Origin of the sequence: Mesorhizobium sp. M1329, from assembly GCF_040318035.1 — a bacterium.
Taxonomy (GTDB): Bacteria; Pseudomonadota; Alphaproteobacteria; order Rhizobiales; family Rhizobiaceae; genus Mesorhizobium.
In genome coordinates this window covers 191,466-216,624 of the sequence record NZ_JAMYLN010000006.1, presented here as the reverse complement: position 1 = coordinate 216,624, position 25,159 = coordinate 191,466, and the positions used below count along the sequence as shown (strand labels likewise).

Genomic DNA, 25,159 nt, shown 5'->3' with positions numbered 1-25,159 from the left:
TACGCGTCAATTCATGAAGTTTGATGCCACGAAGTGAAGAAGGACGGTTTGGCGGAATGAAACTTGCAGCGATCAGAGACACAACCAGGGACGGAAGGCTTGTCGTCGTCTCAAGGGATCTAAGCCGCTGTTGCGAAGTCGGTCATATCGCTCGCACTCTTCAGGCAGCCATCGATGACTGGCGACATGCTGCTCCCCGACTTCGAGAGGCCGCCGAGGGCCTCGAGGCAGGCTTGCAACCCTCTACACGGTTTTATGAAGGTGACGTCTGCTCGCCACTTCCGCGTGCTTACCAGTGGGCTGACGGCTCGGCTTACGTTAATCACGTCGAACTGGTGCGAAAGGCCCGCAACGCCGAGATGCCCAAGAGCTTCTGGGGTGATCCGCTGATGTATCAGGGTGGCTCTGACAGCTTTCTTGGCCCTCGCGATCCCATCGTCATGGCCGACGAAGCCTACGGGATCGACATGGAAGGTGAGGTGGCCGTGATTGTGGATGACGTCCCAACGGCCGTTTCCGCCGATGAAGATCCGCATCGACCAGGTAGAGGGAAATCTTCACTACACCTTCGCCATGTTCACCGATGCTGCTCCGTTCAAGGACAATAACGTCCGGATGGCGCTGAAATTCGGCGTGGATCGTCAGCAGCTTATCGACAACGTTCTTTCTGGATATGGCTCGCTCGGCAACGACCATCCAATTGGCAAGGCCTACCCCGAGAAGGCAGCCTCGCTGGAGCAGCGCAACTACGATCCTGACAAATCAAAATGGTATATGAAACAGGCCGGGCTCAATCAACTGGACGTTTCGCTTAGCGCCGCTGACGCGGCTTTCCCCGGCGCGGTCGACGCTGCCACCCTGTATTCGGAAAGCGCGAAGAAGGCCGGCATTACAATCAACGTTGTGCGGGAACCTAACGATAGCTATTGGTCGAATGTGTGGATGCTGAAGCCTTTCACAAGCGTGTTCTGGGGCGGTCTCGCGACAGCTGGCGCTCAGCTTGAACTTGCCTATGCTGGCAGTGCCGCCTGGAACGACACGCATTGGAAAAACGAAAAGTTCAACCAGTTACTGAGCGCTTCAAAAACCGAGCTCGACACTGCCAAACGCCACGAGATGTTCTCGGAAATGCAGCAGATCATTCGTGACGACGGCGGGGCGGTGGTTCCCATGTTTGCCGATCTCGTCCTTGCCAGCTCCACCAAAGTCAACCACGGCAAACTTGGCAGCCTTATTGGCGTCGACAACTATCGGTTCGTCGAGCGCTGGTGGGTCGAAGCCTAGGAACGTTTGATCTGAAACCTAAGTAGGGGCCCCCCCACCAGCGGTGGCCCCTACTTCCTTTCCTTTCTCCGGGAAGCTTTCGGCTATTTCTGCGTAATGCGAACGACGAGCTTGGTCAGTCCGTTCATGAGCGGATTGTCTGACCATGTCACCGCATTGTCCCCCACCAGTTCCAGAGTCGCATCATGCTGGATGAGTGCGCCAAGAAACGCTGCTGCTTCGCTCTTGGCCAGCATGTTGCCGAGGCATGTGTGGATGCCACGAGCAAATGACAGGTGGCGATTTGGCTGCCGTGCGATGTCAAAGCGATCCGGCTCGACGAAGACAGAGGGATCGCGATTACCGCTTGCAAGCCACGTGACGACCGTGTCGCCCTTTAGGATCTTCACGCCGGAGAACTCACAGTCGAGCTTGGATACGCGTTCTGTTTCGCGAAACGATCCACGCAACCTCAAGGCTTCGTCTATGGCGCCCGATATCAGTTCGGGACCAGCCTTCAAACGAGCATACTGATCTTGATGCTCTATCAGCAACAAGACCAGTTGCGACAGCAGGTTCGTGGTCGTCTCGTTGCCAGCATGCAACATGAACTTCGCCATCGAGACAGCTTCGTCGCGGCTGAGTTCCGAAGCCAACAAAACAGAAAGCAGGTCATTCCGTTGGCCGTCGTGCGATCTTATCTTTGCGGAGAAGAAATCAGCCATCTCGTTGAGGGTCGAGCTGGCCGCCTGCTCCATCCAATCATCGGGTTGGTGGAGAAAGTTAGCCAAGCCATCGATGCGTGCCAATTTTTCGGTCCACCCGCGCACGCGTTCGATGTCGTCATCCTCAATGGAGAGCATGAGACCGATCGTCGAAATGGTCAGCGGGGCGGCGATCGCGGTGACAAAGTCGATTGCTTTGCCATTAGCGTCCGCCAGTAGCTGGCCTACCCTGCTTTCAATAGCCGTCTTCATGCCGGCTAGGGCAGTCGGCATGAACTGTCGCTTCACCGCGTTGCGTCGACGTGTGTGGTCTGGCGGATCATCGAACAGAAGGATCATTGCATCGCCAAGCCCGGCTTTGCGGACGGATTCTCCGCGATCGCTCGACCAGTTTTCGTGATCCTGAAGGACCGCATCACAATCGGCATAGCTGAAAATCGACACCAGTCGTTTCAGCGTGTTGGTATGCACATATGGCTTGCCGATGCCCCGCATTGCAGCAAGGTGCTCAAAGGGCGCTCGCGCGAATTCCGGCGACAGGGGGTCAAACGTATTCAAGATGGGCTCCTCAAGATGCGGTTAGCCCTAAGAAAGTGCGGCCGCTTCTTTGAAGCGGCCGCAAGCGCTGGGAGGATGCGCTGGAAATTCGCTACTTCTTGACGATACGGCGAGATTTGTGAAGGAAATCCATCTTCTCGGAATCGCCGAACTGGAACGTCGCCATCCGGTTGTAAGAGTATGTCGGCAGATCCTGAACGGTCCACATATAGGAGTCCTCAGTTCCGGTGTTCCAATGCTCATGATAGGAATTCGAAGGGCACGAGAATGTGTCGCCTGCTTCCCAATCGATGCGATACTCGTTGATCGTCGAGTAGCCGGTGCCCGAAATGACGTGATAAACGGAGCCGGGCGTATGGCGATGCATCTCGATACATTCGCCAGGGCGCAACAAGTGCACCGTCACCCACATGGTGGGTATCGTTGAATTGTAGTCGCTATCGTTGCCCTTCAGCGAGAGGTAGCGGGAGTTGCCGTCCCAGCGACCGTCATTCTTCATCTCGATCAGCAGCTTCTTGATTTCCTTCATCGGCCGATAGGCAGGGCGCACCTCAAGCGGAAACGCGCCGTTCATATATTCGTCGTGATTCTGCAGCGAACCCGCATCCGCAGCGACGGGCACGAATTCAGTTGGCGTGGTGCTGTTGCGGCGTAACGCGGCCGGACGCTTGATTTCGACAGACATGTCAGTCTCCTCAGTTTCACAATGAGGACACTTATCCGGCTGCTAGAGCCTCCGTGCCCGTGACCCTGCAATCCTCCCAAACCGGATAACTTTCATTGTGCAGCAGGCGACGCGTGACGCGCCAAATACGACGCTACCCAAGTCCTGTTACGAAAGGGTAGGAGGTGCTTGACTCTTTTCCAGACTGGCTGACAAACACGTTCTCGGCCCGCAATCCGGAACATGTTTCGAGAGTGGTCTAGGCAGGGAGCCGATTGGGACCGATGTGGCGAAATTCTCGACCGATCCGGTACGCTGGTCTGGATCGCTGGCCTGGATCGGCGGACTTTCGTGCTCACACCGACGTCGCCTTCGCTCGTTCATGTGTCGCATTCGGAACGCAGCGACTGATCTCCAATGTTATCAATCGCCTGGTTAAGAACGGAACATAATATGAGCGAGACTTGGCGAAAGGTGCGCGTTTCTCGGATCACGTCCGAGACGGAAAGGATCAAGGCATTTGAACTGGCTCCCGTCGACGGCCAGCCTCTGTGGTCGTGGACGCCTGGAGCTCATACGCTCGTGAAGATGCCTTCGGGCACAGTCCGGCAGTATTCGCTGGTGAGCGACCCAGATGATGGTTCGTCCTACCGCTTGGGTATTCTCCGGGAACTGGCCGGCCGTGGTGGCTCGGCAGAGATGCACGATGTCCTGTGCGAGGGAGCCATCATCGAGATTTCGGCCCCCGTCAATAATTTTGCACTGGACGACGAACAGGTCCCGCACATTCTGATTGCCGGCGGTATCGGCATCACGCCCATTCTCAGCATGGCGCGTGCGCTGGAGAAGCAAGGACGCGAATGGCGGCTATTCTATTGCACGCGGACTCGTGCCGACACCGCCTTCTTACGGGATGTGCATGCCTTGGAACCCCTTTCCGTCGAGTTCGTCCACGATGAGGGCGATCCTTCGCGAGGGCTCAACGTGTTGGATCTGCTTCGATCGGCGCCCTCGGATAGCCATGTCTACGTGTGTGGTCCACGCGGCTTGATTGATGCCGTTATCAACAAGGCTAAGGAAGCCAATTTCCGGGAGTCGCGAATCCATTGGGAGGCGTTCACTGCATCCGGTGCTCACCCCAAAGACGAAAGGTCAGCGGGCAGCTTCCAGATAGAGCTTCGCCGCTCCGACAAGACGCTTACAGTGCCGCCGGACAAGACCATCCTTCAAGTCTTGCGAGCCGAAGGCATTCACGTCGAAAGCGTGTGCGAGGAGGGCTATTGCGGCACCTGCCTGACAACTGTGCTGGAGGGTGTACCGGACCACCGCGATGACAACCTGCTGACGCCGGAAGAGCGCGAAAGCAATACGGTTATGACCGTATGCTGCTCGCGCGCTAAGACAGCCAAGTTGGTTCTCGACCTCTGACCGAAACCGGCCAAGCAAAAACGCACGTCCCCCTTCGCATGGCGGGGATCGATAAAGTCAGGCCCGGCTTGCGGGGCGAAGGCTGCCTGAGACTGCAGCCTCATGTTTCAAGCTTTTGCCGCCCTTTGTGCGGCGACTACAGGGTCGAGCAGTGGAACGCGCTCGCCGATCCGCGTCACCTTGGGATCGTAAGCCTTGCGGGCGAAAACCTCCATCACCATCGGACGGAAGAATTCAATGTCGAAGGTATCGTAAGTCGGATCGAAGCTGGCCTGATCCCAGCGCTCGCAAAACTCATCGCAATCGTCGTAGTAAAGGTGATCGGCGTATCTATCGCGCGCGTGCTGATTGCCACCGACCAAATGCGCGTAATAGAGGCGCTGGAAATCGCCATGCTTTTCCACCACCCAGGTGCATTGCTCGCGCACGAACGGCTTTAGGATCGAAGCCGCATATTCGTCGTGATTGTAAGGCGCGTAGATGTCGCCGATGTCGTGCAAAACGGCGGCAACAATCCAGTCGATGTCGGCGCCGTCGCGCCAAGCGCGGGTCGCCGCCTGCAGCGAATGGCCGAGCCGGGTGATCTTGTAACCGGACAGGCCCTCGTCGAGCTGCACCAGCGCGTCGAGCAGCCGCTCGGCGGTCCCAGACGCGAATTCGGCCTCATGAGCTGCCAGAAACTCGTACTCCTCCTTGGTTCCATCCTTCATTGCTGTAAATTTGACGGTATCCATTTCTTCCTCCGTTCCCACGCAATCCTTCACTTAGCCTTTGGCGAAAGGCGCGCGCTTGGTCAGATTGAGCTTCTTGCGCACTTCCTCGGGTCCAAGGATCCTGGCGCCCAGATTGGTTACGATGCTGGCGGCCCGTTCGACCAGCTGCGCGTTGGTGGCGAGCACACCCTTGTCCAGCCACAGATTGTCTTCCAGGCCAACACGGACATTTCCGCCGGCGAGCACCGCGGCAGCGACGTAGGCCATCTGGTTGCGGCCGATGGCAAAGGCCGACCAGCTCCAGGTCGACGGCACATTGTTGACCATCGCCATGAAGGTGTTGAGGTCGTCCGGCGCCCCCCACGGCACTCCCATGCAGAGCTGCACCAGCGCATCTGGCTTGAGTACCTGTTCCTCGACCAACTGTTTGGCGAACCACAGATGCCCGGTGTCGAAGGCTTCGATCTCTGGCTTGACGCCGAGCGCCGTCATCATGCCGCCCATGGCACGCAGCATGCCGGGCGTATTGGTCATGACATAGTCGGCCTCGGCGAAATTCATCGTGCCGCAGTCGAGCGTGCAGATTTCCGGCAGGCACTGGCGGACGTGCTCAATGCGGTTGCTGGCACCGCCCATGTCGGTGGCTTTTTCGTTCAGCGGCAGCGGGTTTTCCGGCGGGCCGAACACCATGTCGCCGCCCATGCCGGCGGTCAGGTTCAGTACCACGTCAACGTCTGCCGCGCGGATGCGCTCGGTCACTTCACGGTAGAGATGCACGTCGCGCCTGGGCTTGCCGGTCTCGGGATCGCGCACATGGCAGTGGACGATCGCCGCTCCGGCCTTTGCCGCGTCGATGGCGGAATCGGCGATCTGCTTGGGCGAGCGCGGCACATGCGGGCTGCGGTCCTGCGAGCCGCCGGATCCGGTCACGGCACAAGTAATGAAAACCTCACGGTTCATTGCGAGCGGCATGGACTTTCCTCCCTCATGCAGAAGCACCAATTGGTGCTTTCGAAATTCTTCGCAGCGGTAAGCCTGCCCACCGGCTACATCCGCACCCGTTCCGACTTCGGATCGTACATCGGCTTAAGCGACGCCTCCGCCGCAAAGCGCTCGCCGGCGATCTCGATCTCGTAGGACGACGACAGGACGTCCGCCTCGCTCTCGCCCTTGCAAGGCACGTAACCAAGCCCGATAGCGCCGCCGAGATGATGGCCGTAATTGCCCGAGGTGATCGGACCGACGATCTTGCCGTCGCGCAGGATCGCCTCGTTGTGGAAGAGCAGCGGCTCGGTGTCGTTCAGGCGGAACTGCACCAGCCGGCGCGACAGGCCGGTTTCTTTCTTCTTCAGCACCGCATCGCGGCCGAGGAAGTCTCCCTTGGCCGTCTTCACGGCAAAGCCGAGGCCGGCCTCAAGCACATTGTCTTCGTCGGTGATGTCGTGGCCGAAATGCCTGAAGGCCTTTTCGATGCGACAGGAATCCAGCGTATGCAAGCCGCAGAGTTTCAGGCCGGCATCCGCACCTGCTTCATCGATTGCCTCGAAGACGTGCGCCGCCTGGTCGGTCGAGACATACAGCTCCCAGCCGAGTTCGCCGACATAGGTGACGCGGTGGGCGCGGGCGAGGCCCATGCCGATCTCGATCTCCTGGAAGGTGCCGAACGGATTGTTCTCGTTGGAGAAATCGTTGGGGCTGACTTTCTGGATCAGCTTTCGCGCATCCGGACCCATCAGGCAGAGTACGCTTTCGGCAGCGGTGACATCGGTGATGACAACGAATTCATCGGCGAGATGTTTTCTGAGCCAGGCGAGATCGCGTTGCAGCGTCGCGCCGGGCACGACCAGGAAGTAGGCCGTCCCAGACAGTCGCGAAACGGTCAGATCGCTCTCGATGCCGCCGCGCTGGTTGAGCATCTGGGTGTAGACGATCTTGCCCGGCGCTACGTCCATATCGTTGGCGCAGAGCTTTTGCAGGAAGGCGCATGCGTCACGCCCCTCGACGCGGATCTTGCCGAACGAGGTCATGTCGAACAGGCCGACCTTGGTGCGGACCGCCAGATGTTCCTCGCGCTGGTTGTCGAACCAGTTCTGCCGCTTCCAGGAATAGCGGTATTCGCGCTCCTGTCCTTCGCGGGCGAACCAGTTGGCGCGCTCCCAGCCGGCGACCTCGCCGAACACGGCGCCGCGCGCCTTCAGATGCTCGTGCAAAGGCGAGCGCCTGACATTGCGCGATGTCGCCATCTGCCGGTAGGGAAAGTGATCGGCATAGAGCAGGCCGAGCGTTTCCGAAACGCGTTCCTTAAGGTAGCGGCGGTTCTTCTGGAACGGCTGGGCGCGGCGGATGTCGACTTCCCACAGGTCGAACGGCGCTTCGCCATCGTTGATCCACTGCGCCAGCGCCATGCCGGCGCCGCCAGAGGAGACGATGCCGATCGAATTATAGCCGGTCGCCATCCAGTAGCCGCGTAGCTCCGGCGCCTCGCCAAGATAGTAGCGATCGTCGGGGGTGAAGCTTTCAGGGCCGTTGAAGAAAGTGTGAATGCCCGCGGTCGCCAGCATCGGCATTCGGTTGACGCCCATTTCCAGGATCGGCTCGAAATGCTCCATGTCCGCGGGCAACTGGTCGAAGCAGAAATCCTCGCTTATGCCGTTCATGCCCCACGGTTTGGCTACCGGTTCAAAAGCGCCGAGCATCATCTTGCCGGCATCTTCCTTGTAGTAGGCGCACTCGTCCGGCACGCGTAGCACCGGCAGGCGGGAGAGCCCGGCGATCGGCTCGGTGACGAGATAGAAATGTTCGCAGGCGTGCAGCGGGATGGTGACGCCGTTCTGGCGGCCGAGCTCGCGCGCCCACATGCCGGCGCAATTGACGACGACATCGGCCTCGATCGTGCCTTGCTCATCCCCTTGCGCCCAGGACACGCCGGTGACGCGGCCGGCCCTGGTATGGACCTTGGTCACCTTCACGTTCTCGACGATGGTCGCGCCGCGCTGGCGCGCGCCCTTGGCCAAGGCCATGGCGATGTTGGCCGGGTCGCATTGGCCGTCGAGCGGCAAATGCACCGCGCCGACCACATCGGAAACGTTGAGATGTGGGTACATCTCTTTGACTTCATTGGGTGAAATCTCGCGCACGTCGACATCGAAGGCGCGGGCGAGAGACGCCTGCCGATAGATCTCGTGCTTGCGCTCCTCGGTGAGCGCCACGGTGATCGAGCCGACTTGGCGCATGCCGGTGCCAACCTCGGTCTCGGCTTCCAGCTTGACGTAAAGATCGGCCGAATATTTCGCCAGCCGCGTCATATTCTGCGAGCCACGCAACTGGCCAATCAGGCCGGCGGCGTGCCATGTCGTGCCTGACGTCAGCTGCTTGCGCTCGAGCAGCACGATATCGCTCCAGCCGAGTTTGGCCAGATGATAGGCGACCGAACAACCGGAGACGCCGCCGCCGATGATGACGGCCCAGGCCTTGGATGGGACCGGCTTGGTCATGCGCGCAATCTTTCGTTTTTGGGGTCGAAGAGGGGTTGATCGGGGTGCACCAGTGCCTTGCGGCGTTCGCCGTAGATTTCGATCTCGACTTCGGTACCTGGTGCAGCCAGTTCGGAACGCAGCATGCCGAGGGCTACGGACTTGCCGATGCGGTAGCCCCAATTGCCGGAAGTTGTTTCGCCGACCACCTCTCCGCCGTGCCAGATCGTCGACATATAGGGGGCGTCGGCATCTCCAGCATCGACCGTCAGGACCACGAACCGCTTGGTCACACCTTGCTGTTTCTCGCTTTCAAGCGCGCGTTTGCCTTTGAACTGCGGCTTGGCCCAGTCCACGAAGCGCTCGAGGCCCGCTTGGAGGATGGTGTAGTCGGTCGACAGGTCCCCTTTCCAGGTGCGGTATCCCTTTTCGATGCGAAGTGAGTCCAGGGCCTCCATCCCGAATGGCTTCAGACCAAACTGCTTGCCGGCCTCCCACAGCGCGTCGAAGACGGCTTCCGTGTCTGTGATATCGGTATGGATTTCCCAGCCAAGTTCGCCGGCGAAGGACACCCGGACCAACGTGCAGGTACGCCCGGCGATTTCGGCAGTCTGATGCGTCAACCAGCTTTTGTGGAGGTCTGCGTTGCTAACAAGAGCAAGGATGTCGCGAGACTTCGGGCCAGAGAGTATCTGACAGGTGAAGCGGTCTGTGACGTCTTCGATTTCGAACTGCCTCTGCGCTGGCAGATTGCGTTTCAACCATTCCAAATCGTGCCACTGAGCGGTGCCCGCGGTGATGAGGTAGAAATAGTCCTCATCGATGACCATCACCGAGTTCTCGGTAACGATCCGTCCCCTTTCATCGGCAAAATAGGCCAGGCCGATACGACCGGGTTTCGGCATTTTTCCGACAGTCAGCTCTGTGAGCCATGCGGTCGCACCAGAACCCTTTACCCGATAACGGGAGAAGCCTGGCAGGTCCAGTATGCCCGCTGCCTCGGTGACGGCGCGGCATTCGCTCTCGATGCGCTTCTGCCACGGCCCGGCGCGGCTCCAGGTCTGGGTGGCAGCTTCCGAGGTGTCATCACCAGGCTGTGCAAACCAGTTCGCGCGCTCCCAACCGTTGAAAGGCTTAAACTGAGCGCCAAGCGCGGCGATGCGATCATGGATCGGCGACAGTTTGCGATTGCGCCCAGCCGCCCACGAATGTTTGGGAAAATGCATGGCGTATTCGTGTCCGTAGACTTCCATGCCCTTGGCAACGCAATAGTCCGACGTGGCGGCGAACGCGGTGAAGCGGCGAGGATCACAAGACCACATGTCCCATTCGGTCTGTCCTTCGATCACCCACTCGGCCAGCACCTTTCCGGCCCCGCCTCCCTGACAGATGCCAAAGGTGAAGACGCAAGCCTCGAATGCGTTCGGCACGCCTGGCATTGGACCTATCAACGGATTTCCATCGGGCGTATAGGGGATCGGCCCGTTGATGATGCGCGACATGCCGGCAGTTCCCAGGATCGGCACCCGTTCCATCGCATCGTTCAAATACCAATCCAGTCGCTCGAGGTCGTCCGCAAAGAGCTGGAAGGAGAAATCTTCCGGCATTGGGTCGTCTGGCGTCGCCCAGTGAGCGCGGCAATTGCGCTCGTATGGGCCAAGGTTCATGCCGTTCTTTTCCTGCCGCAGGTAGTAGGAACTATCGACGTCGCGCAGCAGCGGCAACTTGTGCCCGGTTTCGCGCGTCCAGGCGGCCAGTTCGGGAATCTCTTCAAAGAGGATGTACTGATGGCTCATCACCATCATGGGCACGTCGCGCCCGAACATCTTTCCGACCTTTCCAGCGTAATAGCCGGCCGCGTTGACAACGTACTCGCAGCGGATGTCACCTTGCGGGGTCGAGATTACCCATTCGCCGTTCGCGCGACGTGCACCGCTGACTGGGCAGAACCGGATGATCGTCGCCCCGAGATCGCGCGCTCCTTTGGCGAGAGCCTGCGTAAGTTGCGCGGGGTCGATGTCGCCATCGTAGGGGTCATAGAGCGCGCCGGTCAGATCCTGTGTCTCCAAGAAGGGGTAGTGTGCCTTCAGATCGATTGGCGTCACGATGTCCAGGTCCATTCCCTGGTAGCGCCCCATGCCGACGACCCGCTTGAATTCCTGCAGCCGCTCCTTGGTGTGGCCGAGACGGATCGATCCGGTGACGTGGTAATTCATCGGATAATCGACGGTTTCTCCCAGGTCGCGATAAAGCTGCGCCGAGTAGCGCTGCATGTTCATAATCGACCACGATGAGGAAAAGGTCGGGACATTGCCCGCCGCATGCCAGGTCGAGCCAGCTGTCAGTTCGTTTTTCTCAAGCAAGACGCAATCCGCCCAGCCGGCTCTCGCCAGATGGTAGAGAGCAGAGGTGCCGATAACGCCACCTCCAATAATCACTACTCGTGCATGTTTTGGAAAAGAGGACACTGGACACCGAGGGTTTGGAGTTGCAGGGCTGGACGCCGCGGTAACAGGCTGACCGTTGGAGAAGAGTTGAAATGCCGGGGGAGGGATCGCTCCCGGAGACCTCATCACGCCTTAGAGAGACAACGACCAAGTTTCGCCGCGAGCAATGGGACAAACCTAGTAAAGCATCCCGCACATGAATTGCAGGAATCGACACCACAACACCTGAAATGGACGCGGCCTAGCTCACCGAGGCGCCGCGTTGCGCAGCGCGTAGACATTGTTGGATTGGGTCTCGGCTTCAGAGGCCTTCGCGGCGCGAAGCGCCAGAAGCTCAGAAAGCCAATCAGGGTTCATCCGTGGCACCGAGCTCAGAAGCAAATCCGTATATGGATCATGAGGCGGTGCAAACACCTTCTCAATCGGTCCTGATTCTACCACCTTGCCTGTCTTCATAACCACAACGTCATGCGCTATGGCGCGTACGATTTCGAGATCATGAGTTATGAATATGATGGCTACTTTCAACTGCTGCTGAAGCTTAAGCAACAACCGCAGAATTTCCTTTGCTACGAGACGGTCCAATGCGCTCGTGACCTCATCGCAGATGAGGACCGAAGGACTGGCGGCAAGCGCGCGGGCAATGCACAGCCGCTGCTTTTGCCCGCCCGACAATTCGGACGATTTGCGATCAAGGAAAGTTTCGGGATCCATCTCGATCATGCGCAGCAATTCCTTGACGCGATCAAGGCACCGGGCGCCCGTCATCCCAAAGTAGAAGTTAAGCGGTCGCGACAGGATCTGTCGCACCGTCTGACGCGGATTGAGAGCAGTATCCGGCATCTGGCTGATAAGCTGGATCTGACGCAATAGGTCTCTCGACCGATTGCGGTAGCTTGTAGGCAAAGTAGCCCCGTTGAACGAGACTTCGCCCCCGGTCGGCCCCAACAGACCTGTGATAATCCTGGCTGTGGTTGATTTTCCGCTACCTGACTCTCCGACCAGCGCGACCGTCTCGCCCTGCCTCACCTCAAAGCTCACGTCCTCCAGAACCATTTGTGCGCCATAATGTGCGGTCACGTTCTTGACGGTCACGACCACATCGGCGCCCGAGGCCTCTTCCGCAGCCTCCTTGGGGATGTTGGTCACGTTGAGCAACTCGCGCGTATAAGGGTGTTCCGGCCTGCTCAATAACGTACGGGTATCCGCGCATTCGACCACTTGTCCGTTACGCATGACAGCGATCCGGTGCGCCATCTGCGCAACCACTGCGAGATCATGTGTGACATAGACGGCGGCCGTATTATAGCGCTGGACGACCTCACGAATTGCTGCCAGGACTTCTATCTGCGTCGTCACATCCAAGGCCGTGGTAGGCTCGTCGAAAATCAAGAGATCGGGTTGGCAAACCATTCCCATAGCCACCATCGCGCGCTGAAGCTGACCGCCCGACACCTGATGCGGAAAGCGTTCGCCAATGCGTTCGGGGGTAGGCAACCTCATAGTGCGGTAAAGATCCACCGCCTTTGCGCGCGCATCGAACTGGGTCATAATATGCTGGTCGACCGCTGTTTCGGTGGTTTGTAGAAGCAGACGCCAGGCCGGGTTGAAGGCAGCCGCGGCAGATTGGGCTATATAGGCAACACGCGTGCCCCAGTTCTCGCGCAACTCCTTCTCGCGCAACTTGGTGATGTCAACACCGTCAAAGTGGATTGAGCCGGCCGTAAACCTCACACCACCCCGAGTAAAGCCCATACAGGCGAGGCCAAGAGTGGACTTGCCGGCGCCCGATTCCCCAATGAGGCCGACTACCTCTCCGCGATGGACCTTGAGGTCAACGCCATCGAGTATCGTGGTCGTTCCCTGTTCGGTCGCCGCCTTGACGACCAGTCCTTTAATGTCGATCAAAACGCTGCCTGGCTGGCCTTGGTCGCGTCTACGCATCACACTTCCTTTAAACCGCTTGTTCGATGCAGGAACCAGTCAACCACCAAGTTAACCGAAACAGTAAGCACGGCGATGGCGCCCGCGGGTATCAAAGGAGTGATATCGCCAAAGCCGATCAACGTCGCATTGTCGCGCACCATCGCTCCCCAATCTGCGGTCGGGGGCTGGATACCAAGTCCGAGAAAACTCATGGCACTGATGAAAAGGAAGACGAAGCAAAACCTTAGTCCAAACTCCGCGGTCAGCGGTGGGATCGTATTCGGCAGGATCTCGCGGGTGGCGATCCACCAGAGACCCTCGCCGCGCAGTTTGGCCTGCTCTACAAAGTCGGCGACGACGACATTCATGGCCAGTGCTCGAGCCACCCGATAGACCCGTGTCGATTCCAAAAGCGCGATGATGATGATGAGCACTGCTATCGATGATCCGAACACGGTCAGGAGCATCAGCGCAAAAATGAGAAGCGGGATAGCCATGAACAGATCATTGATCCGCGAGATGACGACGTCGACCTTGCCGCCGATCACAGCAGCCGTGAAGCCGAAACTGCATCCCACCAAGAAAGCCAGGACAGTGGCGACGATCGCGATGCCAATTGTGTTGCGAGCGCCAAAAATAATGCGTGACAACATATCCCGTCCGATGTTGTCGGTACCAAGAAGATGGGCAGAGGTCCAAGGATCGTACTGCGCGCCGACCACCTCAGCCTCGCCGAATGGCGCAAGCAAGGGCGCAAAAATGGCGACGATCACGTAGATCAACACGATCAACGCACCGATGCGGGCCGGCCAATCCATGGCGACAAACAATCTGAAGGGGGTGGCCACGATCTTTTTCATTCTGATCAACGGGGATGGAGAAGGCGCGGATTGCCCACCATGGAGACGATGTCCGCGAGCAGATTGAGAATAATGTAGATCACCGCGAACAATAGCGCGCTGGCCTGCACAACCGGCAGATCACGCTTGGCCACCGAATCGACCAGCAGTTGACCCATACCTGGGTAGACAAACACCACCTCCACTACCACCACGCCAACGACAAGGTAGGCAAGGTTCAACGCGACAACATTGACGATCGGTGCGATCGCGTTAGGCAGCGCATGGAAGGTGATGACTTTGCGCGGCGAGGCGCCTTTGAGCCTGGCCATTTCGATGTAAGGGCTGGCCAGCACATTGATGATCGAGGTCCGTGTCATGCGCATTATGTGCGCAGCCACCACCAGTGTCAGTGTCAGCGCTGGCAAGAGGGTCTTGTCCAGCCGCTCCGACAAACTAATCCCTGGATCGACTATGTTGGAGATACTGGGAAAGACCTCCATTTTTACAGCCAGGAACAGGATGAGCAGATAAGCTATGAAGAATTCTGGCAGCGAGATCGCGCTCAGTGTGACAATGTTTGTCAGGCGGTCGAATGCGCCGTTCCTGTACAGCGCCGTGAGCAGGCCGAGTGCCAAGGATACGGGGACCGCAATTACCGCGGCAACGCTGGCAAGGAAAAGTGTGTTTCCTATGCGGGTAGCCAATAGGTCCGCGATCGGGCGTCCATTCGCCAGCGACTTGCCAAGGTCGCCGTGCAATATGGCCCAAAGCCAAGCCAAATAGCGCTCATGCAGCGGCAGGTTCAATCCCAACTGATTGCGCAGGCTGGCGACTGTTTCTGGGGTTGCGCTTTGACCGAGCAACTCTTGCGCGATGTCTCCGGGCAGTAGGTTGACCATAAAGGTGATCAAAATCGAGACCGCAAATAGCGTCACGACTCCCCAGAACAGGCGGATCAAGATCAGACGAAAGAGCATTCTTTGAGGTCCAGGTTCGCGTTGCTCGGCCGATGCGCAGCCAATGTGATCGAAACAGCTGGAACCGAGTCCAGCCGGATCGATAACAGTTGGATAGCTAGCTAATCCAGCATCCTCAGGCGAACCACCAGCGCTCGCCGCACCGCAGTCCATCAAGCTCCCATGCAGCCGACGGTTTATCATACATGACGTTTTGGCGGTGAGCGATGACGTCGTTGGCGAACATCGGGATGATTACGCCTCCGTCGTCGCGGACAAGCAGCTGCGCTTCCTTGTAGAGTTCAGCGCGCTTGGAATCGTCAAGTTCGGCCCTAGCAAGCTTGAGAACCTCGTCGAAACGGGGATTGCTCCAATTGCTGTCGTTCCAGCTTGCCCCGGTCTGATAGGCAGAGCTAAACATCCAGTCCTCGGTGGGTCGGCCACTCCAATACGCCATGGCGAAATCCTTTTTGCGCCAGACGTTCGACCAGTAGCCATCGTTTGGCTCGCGAACGACTTCGATCTTGATGCCCGCGGCGGCTGCGTGGGCCTGAAACAGCGTCGCGGTGTCGACCGCGCCGGCAAAGGCAGCGTCGGCGGCATGGAGTTGGAAAACGGTGTTTTCCATGCCGGCCTTCTTGATCAGCGAGCGAGCCTGCTCCGGATCGTATTCGCGTTGCGGCAGCTGAGCAAAGAAGCGGTTCGAAGCAGCGATCGGCTGATCGTTGCCGAGCGCCCCATGGCCGGCCAGCACCTTGTCCAGCAACTCTTGGCGATTGATGGCAAGTTTGAGAGCCATGCGCACGTCAGGATTGTTGTACGGCGCCCGGTCGGTGAGCATCGGAAGGGTGTAGTGCTTCTTGCCGGTCATCTCGAGGATCTTGACCTCGGCCACGCGCTTGAGAAGACCAATCGTCTTCAGATCGACAGCGTTCATGACGTCAATCTGATTGGTCCGCAGAGCCGTGGTACGCGCATTGTCATCCGCGATCACGAGCGTTTCGATCTCGTCGACATGGGCTCGGCCGGCCTTCCAGTAGTTCGGATTTCGCTTTACAAGCGCGCGCACGCCAGGCTCGTACTCCACGAGCGTGTAGCCGCCCGTGCCCATTCCATCAGAGAAGTCCGTTGTGCCGGCGGGAACCACCTGCAGGTGGTAGTCGCCGAGCATGTAGGGCAGGTCCGCGTTTCCGTTCTTGAGCGTAACGACGAGTGTGTCCGATCCGTCCGATTTAACGGACTCAACGTCTGACAGGAAACCAGCCGCGCCGGACTTGCTGCCAGGCCGGGTGTGATAGTTGATAGAATAGGCCGCGTCTTCGGCGTCGAAGGTCTTGCCGTTGTGGAACATGACCCCCTTGCGCAGCTTGAAGTGCCAGGTCTTGGCGTCCTTTGAGGGCTCCCAGCTCTCGGCCAGTTCCGGGACCGCTTCCGAGTTCGCGCCAATTTCGACGAGATTGTTGCGCAGTTGCCAAGTAACGTTGATTGGATGGGTGTTATTCAGGATGCTCGGGTCGAGATTATCCGATGTATCGCCTCGAGCGATAGCGATGCGCAGATGTCCACCCTGTTTCGGCTCGGCTGCGCGCGCGCTCGATTTTGGACCGTTGAGCAGAGCGTAGGAAGCGACGGCGCCGATTCCCAAGCTAAATGTGCGCCGCGTGACACCGCGGCCCACGACGGGCCTATTGTTGGACATATGTGACTCCCATTGGTTTTTTGTTTTTCACATGCAGTCGAATTTGCGGCTGCGCTCCGATATTGCTTCCTCAACGGGCCGAGACCAGGGCGTATTTCGACGACCTTTTTACCCAAACCGACAATCCGGAAGGTAGCAGGGTCTGGACGATGGGCGATTAGGTAGCGATTAGTCGAAGAGCCGGCTGACGAGGTCTGAAGGGTCACCTCCGTGGCCCCGGATATCCTCCCAGGATGGGCGCGGCATCTTGAAGGTTGTCGTCAAGGTTGCGTACCGGCCGCCCAGGCGGCAAAGAGGCCTTAGCTTCTCGGGGGAAACCCGCCCGTTGCGCCAGACTCTGCCCATTATATGATAGCGAACCACCTCGCCGAAAACGACGTGGTTGCGTCGTCCAACGTTAATGATTCGGTCGACCCGGCACTCCATCGCCGCCGGGGAGGCCAACACTCGAGGGGGACGTATGTCGGTTGATGCCCGACGCTCTATCCTGGCCCAGTCGAATTCGCTTTCACCGCGCGGCATGGGGGTCGCCGACAGCTCCATCGTCTCCGCCATCTCTTCAGTCACGATCGATACCGTGAATTCCGGCACTTCGAGGAGATTTCGATAAGTGTCGGATTCGCCCTCGATGGAGAACATTAGATAGGGCGGATCGTCCGCTATCGCGTTGAAATAGGAATGCGGCGCGAGATTGTCCTTGCCGTCGGCCGAGAGGGTGGCGACCCAGGCAATTGGGCGCGGCGTCACAACCGAGGCATGAAGGTAGTAGATGCGCTTGGCGTCCCATTCCGCGGGTGTGACAGTGAAGTCTTCTTCGGCCATGTCTCCCAATCCAATGCCGATCAGTATTTCTGCACCCAGCCTGAATCATCCCACGCCAAAGGCGCCGTTGCTTCGATATCCGTCACAACGTCGATCACGACCGGCTTTTTCAAGGAGATGGCTTTCTCGATCGCGGGCCCGAGATGCGCGGGCTTGTCAATGCGCATCCCGACCGCTCCCATATTCTCCGCAATGCGCGCGAAGTCCACTTCCGTATGGACCCAAAGTTCTCTCGACTTTTCCGTCGGCTTGTCCTCATAGGCGATCGAGAAGCCACGCATGGACTGATTCCCGGATCGGTTGTTGTTAACGATCGTCACAGCCGGAATGTTCTTGCGAACCGCGGTTTCAATTTCTGCGATGTGGTACCAGAGACCGAGGTCACCCGTAAAAGTGATTACGGGACGATCAGGACATGCACATTGTGCACCAAGACCAGCCGGGAAGGCCCATCCCAGGTGCCCGGCGCTGCGGATATAGGTTTGCTTGTTGCTTCGAATATCGAACATGGACGACATCCACATTCCAGCATGTCCCGTATCCACGCACAGGATGCCGTCGTCGGGCAGGAGACGCGTGAGTTCGGAGCAGATGCGCTCTGGCCGGATCGGGACGGCATCCGAGGCAAGGCGCTCAGTTCGCTCCTGGAACCACGATTCCTTGTTGTCCGCAATCATCTTGCGCCAGTCGGCATAGCGCTGTGCCAAGGTGTCCGGAACGAGCGGCAGCCAGGCCCTGAACGCTTCCCGTATGTCCGCCTGGATGCCGATTTCGGTCGGATAGTTACGCCCGATGGCAGCGCCATCGATGTCGATCTGGATGGTTTTGGTTCCAGGCTTTGGCAACCGCCAGAAGTTGGTCACCATGCTGCCGACCGATGAGCCCGCGTAGATGACGAGGTCGGCGGCGGCAAGCGCCTGGTTGGCGTTTCGCCGGGAATAGGTGCCAACCACGCCAACCGCCAGCGGATGATTGTCAGGGATTTGGTCCCTGCCATTCATCGACATTGCGATCGGAATGCCGGCGCGCTCGGCGAAGGCGATCAGAGCCGCCCCTGCGGCAGAGTGGTGCACGCCTCCACCAGCAACGACTACCGGACGGGACGCCTTCTGAAGCTCTTTGATCCCTGCCTCGAGCAGAGCCGGATCCGCCAGTGGGCGGAAAGGCGCAACGGCTGCATGTCGCGCATCAACAATCGTATCGAGGTCGCCTTCTTCACGATCAATCTCGCCCTCTTGTCCCCACACCTGGAGATGCACCGGACCGGGGCTGCCTGTGGTCGCGGCACGAAACGCTTGACGAACCAGATCCGGGAACCGCTCGACATGGTTGATCGCGGCGTTGAACTTGACGTAGGGGTCAAATGCCTTGAGGTCCTCGGCCTCTTGGTAGAGGCCGCGATACTGCAATTCCGGTCGGCTGCCACCTGTGAAGGCCACAATGGGCGCGCGGGCAAGATAGGCATCGCGCAGGCCGGCCGCTAGGTTGAGCGCGCCCGTCTGCTGAGCCATGCAGACCCCGACTCTGCCCGAAGCGCGCGCGAAGCCGTCCGCCATGTATGCGGCTGCTTTTTCGCCATGCGTATGAAGCACGTCGATGCTGGTTCGGCGTTCCATTTCCGCCATACTGCGGCGCAGCACAGCTGGAACCATGAATATATGTGTAACGCCGTAGCCGGCAAGCATATCGGCGAGGCAGCGCGCCCCAGTCATACGAGTCATGGGTTCCCCCGTTGAATAATTATTTTTATGAACGACGATGGCGCTATTCGCTCAGCCGAGGGCTGACGGCTGCGCGCACCAGATCCTGAAAATACGCGATGACGTGCTCGGAACTGCTGCCTTGCTTCGGATTGGCAAAGAGATAGGCCCTTTCGAACCCGTCGCTCTTCATCCCCAGTTGAACACCCGCCGCCACCTCGCCATCCTCGGCGCCCGTCGTGCGCTCATGAAGATACGAATATTCGAGCACGGCCGTCGGATCGGAGCCCTTGTCGACAAACCAGCGATACCAATAAATCGCGTTGTCGACATCGATAGGATACATGTGGCGGATACACAGCGTCATGCCATAGTCCGGAATGGGGTAGAGGCCGATCGCCGTATTGGGCCAGAAGTGCCAGATGATCTGAGTGCCCTTGTTTCCGAGTGTTTTGACCTCGTGGCGCTGGACGAGGCAGTCGCCCCAAACCTTGTAGCTGTCAGGATCGATAACGTTGTCCGTCAAGTATTTGTGCACCGGGCCGCAATGATAGCACTCGGCAAAATTTTCCACCGAAGCCTTCCAGTTACAGGCATGGGGAAACGGATTGTCGCGAACCAGCTGTTGTTCTTCCACGTTCGGTTTGTGGGTCAGGATTTCCTTCTCGACCTCGCCAAACACTTCGCGAACGGTGGGGGCATCCGGATCAAGGTTTACAAAGATCATCCCACACATGGTCTCGAGACGTACGCCGCGGAGCTGAACGCAGGTCTGATCGAAATCCATGTTTTCCGAACCCGGCGCGCGGACCAGCTTGCCATCGAGATCATAGGTCCAAGCGTGATAGGGGCAAGTCATTCGTCGCTGATTGCCAGGCTGGCTGATCAGCCGATGACCACGATGCTGACAGACATTGTAGTAGGCCTTCAACTCGCCCTTTGTTGTGCGAACAATCAAAATTTCCTGATCAACGACTTTGTGCGTGAAAATATCGCCTGGCTTCTCGACCATGCATACGTGCCCAACGCAGATCCACGCCTTCGCAAATATTTCCTGGCGTTCAATGTCGAAAACCGCCTTGTCGACATACCACCGCTTCGGCAGTCCACGCTTTATGGAAATATTTTCGTTGTCGCATTCAACAGTGCTCAAGCGCTCGTACATCAGTTTCCTCCGAACCAGGCCTGCCAGTCGGTCTTGGCCATGACCTTGATAGCCGGATGTAACGCTTCTTCGGAATCACCCGGTCTAGCACTGCGGCTTTCGACCTGTGCCTTGCGGATTCCGACGCATGCCGTTGCGCCGCCCTCCTACTCTCCCAAAAAGTCATCCTTCAATTACAAGTCAGGCTTTGAAGACAATGAACGGCGCGTCGACGTCGGCGAATGTCCGAAAAATTGGCGATAGACGCGCGAGAAATTGCTCTGCGAGCCAAATCCGCAAGCGACCATGATCTCGCTCACAGGCAGTGCCGTCTCAGTCAAAAGCGTTCGAGCTCGATTGAGTCTCGACTTTGTGTAAAATTGGCTAGGCGACATGGAGAACTCGCGGTGGAACAAGCGTTCCAGCTGGCGTTGGCTGATCGAAACGCGACCGGCCAGTTGTGCGATGGAGAGCGGTTGTTCGAGGGTGCTCTCGATAATCCTAACGGCGCTCGCCAGCACCCCTGACTTCTGTTCCGCCGACCGGATCCTGGCCGTTCGCTGGAAATCACCCGAAGTGCGGATGCGCTCAAGCAGCATCTGATCGGCAATTTCCAGGGCCATGTCAGTACCCAAATGCGCAGCGGTAATATGTAAGAAGAGATCAAGACAGGCCGAGCCGCCGCCGCATGTTATCCTTTTGCGATCGATTTCGTAGATCCTGTCGGTGACGTCGAGATTTGGATACCGCTCCGTGAACGCCGGAAGGTTTTCCCAATGGATCGTGCAGCGGTACCCGTCGAGCAGGCGGGCGTCAGCGAGGACATATGACCCAGCCCCAATCCCCCCGATGTAAGCTCCGGCATACGCTGCCTTTCGAAGGTAGCTGCGCATCTTCAGCGTTTGAGCCCGGTCGGCCGAGAAGCTTGCGCAAACAATTATGAAATCGAATTGCGGGGCATTGGACAGGGCAAAATCCGGCTGGACGACAAGGCGATTGCTGGCCTCGACTGGTGCACCTTCTTCGGAAATCGACGACCATTCATAGACCGGCCGGTTGCACAGCCTGTTGGCGACCCGCAGGACGTCGATCGACATTGTAGCGGACGCGAGATTCATCCCAGGAATGAACAGGAAACCAAATCGCACCGTCTGGGACTGGTCGCCTTCCTTAATCCCATTCATTCGATGACCTCGCTACACTTTCGCTACGCGTCAGGGAGTCGACTTTCTATGCCGCTTTGTCGAATCCTGGATACTGCCGAGTTGTCAAGCCGGCAGTATCCGCTCGGCAAGGCGCTTGTTACGTCGCCGGGCGGAATATTAGCATTCGGAACCACTGCTTGTAAGGCGAGCGGTGAGGCTGAGCGTGTCTGAAAAAGGGATGGTCATGTTGGCAAAAGCTGCTGTCGCGGGCGCGGGGCTCGGAGGATTGTCGGCCGCCATATCCCTGGCGATGGAAGGTTGGAGCGTCGATGTATTCGAGCAGAGCGACGAACTGCGTGAGGATGGCGCCTGCATCTGGTTAGGTGAGATGGCGTTGACGACACTGGATAAATTGGGTGCTCTCGCAGAGGTGCTCTCAAGTGGCACGGACGTCGAATACTGGGAGATGATCGGTCATGACGGCTCGATCATCCAGAGTGGAGGGCCTCGTCTGGGGTCGTCCGGTAGACTTCATTGGCTGCCGCGCGAAACAGCACATGACGCCCCCCGTAGGTCGCGAGGCAGCGCAATTCTCTGGAAAATGTTGGGAAACGAACGCTAACCCACGTCGCATGCGAGATGCCAATATCTCGCGTGTGCGGCGCATTTGACGATCGTAACTGCGAGTTGACAGATATAGGGACAGAGCTCGCTGCATGAGGTGGTTCCCCGCGCCAAGATTGTCGAAGAAGCATTTGCGCGCCAATGACCGCTGTTGGTGCTTGCTAACAATCCAGCCAATGTTCCAGTCAGGGCCTAGCGTGCTTTCGAAGCCGGAGAATTGGAGAACGACGTCCTCCTCATCGAATTTCTTGAGCGAGCTTGGCTGACGGCTTTCGTAGGCCAATTCCCCATGCATATCGTTTTCTATGATCGCCACATCTCTCTCTGCGGCCTTGGCAACAATGCGTCGCATCGCGTCGTCGCTATAGGTGATACCGGTTGGATAGGTGATGGGTGGCCATCAGCAGGCAGGCCGAGATCGGGTTGGTGTCGAGTAGGTGCGCGAATTGAGGGATCGATTCCGGTCTTGGGGTGCGAGTAGATTTCGACCGCTCTCAGGTTTCGTCGCTGGAGAGCAGCGAGCATGGGGAAGAACGATGGGCTTTCGACAAGCACCAGGTCGCCGGGCTGCGTTACGGTGTCGATACACAGCTGCATCGCATGCGCGGCTCCTTGGGTCAGTACGATGCCGTCAGCGCCCACGGGGATGCCACGCTCAACGAGGCGCTTTGATATGAACTCGCGCAACGACGCCTCTCCCTCGGGCGGAGCTCGGGCGGAGGTAGCACACGCGCGCGCGCCACCTTGTGACGCAGGATCTTGCGAACAAAATAATTGAGGTCGCCCTCGGGAAAGAGGTCCACGCTGGGCATGACTGAGCCGAACGTTTCGAGGCCCGGCCTTGTCCACGACGACATGATATTGAACGTGAGGTTGGCGATGGCGACTGGACTGCGGTCCTCCGCTAGCATCTCATCGGTGAACGCGGCGAATTCCTGCAGAGGTCGGGGCGGCCGCTCAAGATAAAAGCCGGACCGGGGCCCGGCGCGAACGACTCCTTCGCTTTCGAGAAGGGAATAGGCGTGGTGTACAGTGACCATGCTATACCCGGTTTGTGCGCTGACCTGACGAATTGAGGGAAGACGGTTGCCGACCTCGATAGCACCCGCATCAAGGCGTTGTTGAATCACCGAACGATTTCTTCGTAGCGTCGCATTTGCACCGGGCGGTGGATTCACTTGCGAGAGCGCTTCCAGCGGCCTCCATAGCTCCTCAATTGATCGATTTCGTTTTCAGCGTCCATTCAAGCCGCAACGCCTTAATATGATCCGGAGTTATCCCGCAACAGCCGCCCAATATCTGGCACCCAGCTGCCCGCCAGTCATGGCTCTGAGCCGCAAACTCCTCCGGCGAGACGACGGAGCTAAAATTCCAGCGGGGCATTACGAAATGCCCCGAATGCGGATAGGTGGCCACCGGACCAGACCAAACACTGCGTATCTGTTTAAGTGCTGGCAGCACCAACTCGAGATCAGTGTGCATCACGGAAATTATGTCGACACCGAGCTTTGCGATGTTTTTGGCGATATCGAGGAGGTGGAATTCGAGCCCAGCGTCCGGCCGTCCAACCAGTTGCCCACTTTTTCCCCGGACGACCGAAACCCCAGCCATGACAGGAAGACCGGTCTCTTTGGCAACTTCGATTTGGACGGTTGTAAAGTCAATATCGCGCAACATCTCCAGGATAATGAGATCGCAGCCCTCGGCGGCCAACATCGAAGCTGTCTGGGCAAAGCTCCTACGTGAGTTTTCGGGCGAGGGGCGCCTAGCTGGATCGAGTCCGGGGGCCATGCCCGAGATTGCTCCGCCGATCCATGCTGCGCCCGCCCGTTCGCGAGCTTCCTTTGCGCAATCAACGGACGCCCTGATCACTGCCGGCGATTGGCCGACACGACCAATTCCATCCATCACAAAGCTCGTCGCCGCATAGGTGTTGGTCGTTATGATATCCGCGCCAGCAGCAATGTAGTCAGCATGGATCTCGGTTAGAACTTCCGGGTGCGTGATCGCGGCCAGCGCAGACCAGGCATCATCGTGCATGGGAACTCCGCGGCGCTCAAGTTCTGTACCCGTTCCACCGTCGAGGATCAGCAGTTTGCCGGATGTAAACGCTTTCCTAAACGATGGTTTCATGGCTGCCTCTCAATGAACGGGAAAGGATTGTTGCGTCGCTGCCATCTGTTGCGAGATAGCTAAATCGTGTTCAGCAAGATTCGCCATGTGATGAGAGAAATTGGACAAAGAACTGCCAAATGAGCGATTTAGGCGCCGACCTCAACCCACAGGCTCGCTCCAACTCAGGTCCAAATCCTCGCGGAAGGCAAAACGTTTCAAGTGCTCTGTAACAACGCCAGCCAACTCTATCGTGGTTTCGCGCGAAACATTGGTGACAGTCATAGTAAGAACTTTGTTTTCGGCAGTCATATCGACCTTCTGACCCTTTCCAAAATCGATATGTCCCTCAAAATTGTCAAATTTGACTGTGTAGCCATGTGACCAGTGTTTGCAAAGCTGCTGTAGGTACCTGCTCGCGCGCTCTGTCCGAATTGGCCATCGAAAGAGGCATTGTCGTCTCCAATTTGCACAGTTGGCGGCTTCACCATCGTGAAGAGGCGTGCGAAGCCAAAGCGGTTGCAAGCAACAGGTTTGGTCTTGAGGAGCCTCAGAGGCTCAGCGCTGTCGTCTGTCATGGCACGGGTTCGATTGATGCATGACGTACCGCTTAACGACGCGGTTCACGCCCTCGATTCCACTTCCTGTATTCATTTCACCTACGAGCATCGGCAGTTGGTCGGATGGAAACACTTCCCTAGACGATGTTTGCATGGCGGTCTCTAAATGAGCAGGAACGGCTTTGTCAGGCGCCTAGCATCTCTTGCGAGATTGCTCTTTCGTGCTCGGCAGAATTCGCCATGCCATGGGCGAAATTGGACAAGGGAGCTTTGGCAAGCGCGGCTCAGGCCATTGACCTTAACCCACGGGTTCGCTGCCCTGCCCAGATCCTCTCCGCAGGAGCAAGAGGCTCCTGGG

The 25,159-nt window shown here is 58.2% G+C and carries 20 protein-coding genes and 1 pseudogene; 4 read left to right on the top strand and 17 right to left on the bottom strand.

The genetic code is table 11. From position 1 onward, the window contains the following. Window positions 1-56: 56 nt before the first annotated feature. Window positions 57-527: pseudogene (locus NKH21_RS08655) on the top strand (fumarylacetoacetate hydrolase family protein); the annotation flags it as partial. A gap of 1 nt (window position 528) precedes the next feature. After that, complete coding sequence (locus tag NKH21_RS08650; protein ID WP_502911872.1) at window positions 529-1,284, top strand: ABC transporter substrate-binding protein; 756 nt, start codon at window positions 529-531, stop codon at window positions 1,282-1,284. Window positions 1,285-1,367: 83 nt separating this feature from the next. On the opposite strand, the gene NKH21_RS08645 is transcribed toward NKH21_RS08650, so the two are convergent. Together NKH21_RS08645 and NKH21_RS08640 are read right to left on the bottom strand one after the other, a co-directional pair. Then, window positions 1,368-2,546 (bottom strand): cytochrome P450, encoded by a 1,179-nt coding sequence (locus tag NKH21_RS08645; RefSeq protein ID WP_352864227.1) that lies wholly within the window; start codon window positions 2,544-2,546, stop codon window positions 1,368-1,370. Window positions 2,547-2,637: 91 nt separating this feature from the next. Then, window positions 2,638-3,231, bottom strand: a complete 594-nt coding sequence (locus NKH21_RS08640) for a cupin domain-containing protein (RefSeq protein ID WP_352864225.1) — start codon at window positions 3,229-3,231, stop codon at window positions 2,638-2,640. 432 nt (window positions 3,232-3,663) lie between these two features. Here NKH21_RS08640 and NKH21_RS08635 point away from each other — a divergent pair, with 432 nt between their 5' ends. Further along, window positions 3,664-4,638 (top strand): PDR/VanB family oxidoreductase, encoded by a 975-nt coding sequence (locus NKH21_RS08635; protein ID WP_352864223.1) that lies wholly within the window; start codon window positions 3,664-3,666, stop codon window positions 4,636-4,638. A 107-nt stretch (window positions 4,639-4,745) separates the two neighbouring features. On the opposite strand, the gene NKH21_RS08630 is transcribed toward NKH21_RS08635, so the two are convergent. From NKH21_RS08630 to NKH21_RS08575, 12 genes are all read right to left on the bottom strand, one after another. Next, complete coding sequence (locus tag NKH21_RS08630; protein ID WP_352864221.1) at window positions 4,746-5,372, bottom strand: HD domain-containing protein; 627 nt, start codon at window positions 5,370-5,372, stop codon at window positions 4,746-4,748. Between the two features lie 30 nt (window positions 5,373-5,402). Then, window positions 5,403-6,323 (bottom strand): 3-dehydrocarnitine:acetyl-CoA trimethylamine transferase BcoG, encoded by a 921-nt coding sequence (gene bcoG / locus NKH21_RS08625; RefSeq protein ID WP_352864218.1) that lies wholly within the window; start codon window positions 6,321-6,323, stop codon window positions 5,403-5,405. Window positions 6,324-6,397: 74 nt separating this feature from the next. Then, window positions 6,398-8,845 (bottom strand): GcvT family protein, encoded by a 2,448-nt coding sequence (locus NKH21_RS08620; RefSeq protein WP_352864216.1) that lies wholly within the window; start codon window positions 8,843-8,845, stop codon window positions 6,398-6,400. Next, complete coding sequence (locus NKH21_RS08615; RefSeq protein ID WP_352864213.1) at window positions 8,842-11,292, bottom strand: GcvT family protein; 2,451 nt, start codon at window positions 11,290-11,292, stop codon at window positions 8,842-8,844. The genes NKH21_RS08620 and NKH21_RS08615 overlap by 4 nt, the downstream gene beginning before the upstream one ends. 225 nt (window positions 11,293-11,517) lie before the next feature. Continuing rightward, complete coding sequence (locus tag NKH21_RS08610; RefSeq protein ID WP_352864211.1) at window positions 11,518-13,215, bottom strand: ABC transporter ATP-binding protein; 1,698 nt, start codon at window positions 13,213-13,215, stop codon at window positions 11,518-11,520. Then, the gene (locus NKH21_RS08605; RefSeq protein WP_352864207.1) at window positions 13,215-14,057 is read right to left on the bottom strand and encodes an ABC transporter permease; all 843 of its coding nucleotides are present in this window, start codon (window positions 14,055-14,057) and stop codon (window positions 13,215-13,217) included. The genes NKH21_RS08610 and NKH21_RS08605 overlap by 1 nt, the downstream gene beginning before the upstream one ends. A 5-nt stretch (window positions 14,058-14,062) precedes the next feature. Beyond that, window positions 14,063-15,016, bottom strand: coding sequence for an ABC transporter permease (locus NKH21_RS08600; RefSeq protein ID WP_352864205.1), 954 nt, complete (start codon window positions 15,014-15,016; stop codon window positions 14,063-14,065). A 115-nt stretch (window positions 15,017-15,131) separates the two neighbouring features. Then, window positions 15,132-16,694, bottom strand: coding sequence for an ABC transporter substrate-binding protein (locus tag NKH21_RS08595; RefSeq protein ID WP_352864202.1), 1,563 nt, complete (start codon window positions 16,692-16,694; stop codon window positions 15,132-15,134). Between the two features lie 168 nt (window positions 16,695-16,862). Then, window positions 16,863-17,516 (bottom strand): flavin reductase family protein, encoded by a 654-nt coding sequence (locus NKH21_RS08590; RefSeq protein WP_352864200.1) that lies wholly within the window; start codon window positions 17,514-17,516, stop codon window positions 16,863-16,865. Between the two features lie 20 nt (window positions 17,517-17,536). Beyond that, window positions 17,537-19,237 carry a thiamine pyrophosphate-binding protein gene (locus tag NKH21_RS08585; RefSeq protein ID WP_352864198.1) on the bottom strand — a complete coding sequence of 567 codons (1,701 nt, stop codon included), beginning with the start codon at window positions 19,235-19,237 and terminating at the stop codon, window positions 17,537-17,539. A gap of 43 nt (window positions 19,238-19,280) precedes the next feature. After that, complete coding sequence (locus tag NKH21_RS08580; RefSeq protein ID WP_352864196.1) at window positions 19,281-20,381, bottom strand: aromatic ring-hydroxylating oxygenase subunit alpha; 1,101 nt, start codon at window positions 20,379-20,381, stop codon at window positions 19,281-19,283. Between the two features lie 173 nt (window positions 20,382-20,554). Then, complete coding sequence (locus tag NKH21_RS08575) at window positions 20,555-21,544, bottom strand: GlxA family transcriptional regulator (RefSeq protein ID WP_352864194.1); 990 nt, start codon at window positions 21,542-21,544, stop codon at window positions 20,555-20,557. Window positions 21,545-21,728: 184 nt separating this feature from the next. Here NKH21_RS08575 and NKH21_RS08570 point away from each other — a divergent pair, with 184 nt between their 5' ends. Further along, the gene (locus tag NKH21_RS08570; RefSeq protein WP_352864192.1) at window positions 21,729-22,127 is read left to right on the top strand and encodes an NAD(P)-binding protein; all 399 of its coding nucleotides are present in this window, start codon (window positions 21,729-21,731) and stop codon (window positions 22,125-22,127) included. Between the two features lie 619 nt (window positions 22,128-22,746). Here the strand turns inward: NKH21_RS08570 and NKH21_RS08565 are convergent. From NKH21_RS08565 to NKH21_RS08555, 3 genes are all read right to left on the bottom strand, one after another. Next, entirely contained in the window at window positions 22,747-23,259 is a 513-nt protein-coding gene (locus NKH21_RS08565) for a GntR family transcriptional regulator (RefSeq protein WP_352864189.1), read from the bottom strand. Between the two features lie 82 nt (window positions 23,260-23,341). Further along, a complete protein-coding gene (locus tag NKH21_RS08560; RefSeq protein WP_352864187.1) occupies window positions 23,342-24,262 on the bottom strand; it encodes a homocysteine S-methyltransferase family protein in 921 nt (306 codons plus the stop codon). A gap of 141 nt (window positions 24,263-24,403) precedes the next feature. Further along, window positions 24,404-24,766 (bottom strand): DUF2218 domain-containing protein, encoded by a 363-nt coding sequence (locus NKH21_RS08555; RefSeq protein WP_352864185.1) that lies wholly within the window; start codon window positions 24,764-24,766, stop codon window positions 24,404-24,406. Window positions 24,767-25,159 lie beyond the last annotated feature (393 nt).

What these genes read in the sequence shown, in the direction of transcription:
- NKH21_RS08580 (WP_352864196.1), bottom strand. Translation starts at nt 20,381, where the DNA reads ATGTACGAGCGCTTGAGCACTGTTGAATGCGACAACGAAAATATTTCC.
- NKH21_RS08610 (WP_352864211.1), bottom strand. Translation starts at nt 13,215, where the DNA reads ATGCGTAGACGCGACCAAGGCCAGCCAGGCAGCGTTTTGATCGACATT.
- NKH21_RS08630 (WP_352864221.1), bottom strand. Translation starts at nt 5,372, where the DNA reads ATGGATACCGTCAAATTTACAGCAATGAAGGATGGAACCAAGGAGGAG.
- NKH21_RS08640 (WP_352864225.1), bottom strand. Translation starts at nt 3,231, where the DNA reads ATGTCTGTCGAAATCAAGCGTCCGGCCGCGTTACGCCGCAACAGCACC.
- NKH21_RS08620 (WP_352864216.1), bottom strand. Translation starts at nt 8,845, where the DNA reads ATGACCAAGCCGGTCCCATCCAAGGCCTGGGCCGTCATCATCGGCGGC.
- NKH21_RS08605 (WP_352864207.1), bottom strand. Translation starts at nt 14,057, where the DNA reads ATGAAAAAGATCGTGGCCACCCCCTTCAGATTGTTTGTCGCCATGGAT.
- NKH21_RS08585 (WP_352864198.1), bottom strand. Translation starts at nt 19,237, where the DNA reads ATGACTCGTATGACTGGGGCGCGCTGCCTCGCCGATATGCTTGCCGGC.
- NKH21_RS08595 (WP_352864202.1), bottom strand. Translation starts at nt 16,694, where the DNA reads ATGTCCAACAATAGGCCCGTCGTGGGCCGCGGTGTCACGCGGCGCACA.
- NKH21_RS08560 (WP_352864187.1), bottom strand. Translation starts at nt 24,262, where the DNA reads ATGAAACCATCGTTTAGGAAAGCGTTTACATCCGGCAAACTGCTGATC.
- bcoG (WP_352864218.1), bottom strand. Translation starts at nt 6,323, where the DNA reads ATGCCGCTCGCAATGAACCGTGAGGTTTTCATTACTTGTGCCGTGACC.
- NKH21_RS08575 (WP_352864194.1), bottom strand. Translation starts at nt 21,544, where the DNA reads ATGAATGGGATTAAGGAAGGCGACCAGTCCCAGACGGTGCGATTTGGT.
- NKH21_RS08590 (WP_352864200.1), bottom strand. Translation starts at nt 17,516, where the DNA reads ATGGCCGAAGAAGACTTCACTGTCACACCCGCGGAATGGGACGCCAAG.
- NKH21_RS08635 (WP_352864223.1), top strand. Translation starts at nt 3,664, where the DNA reads ATGAGCGAGACTTGGCGAAAGGTGCGCGTTTCTCGGATCACGTCCGAG.
- NKH21_RS08600 (WP_352864205.1), bottom strand. Translation starts at nt 15,016, where the DNA reads ATGCTCTTTCGTCTGATCTTGATCCGCCTGTTCTGGGGAGTCGTGACG.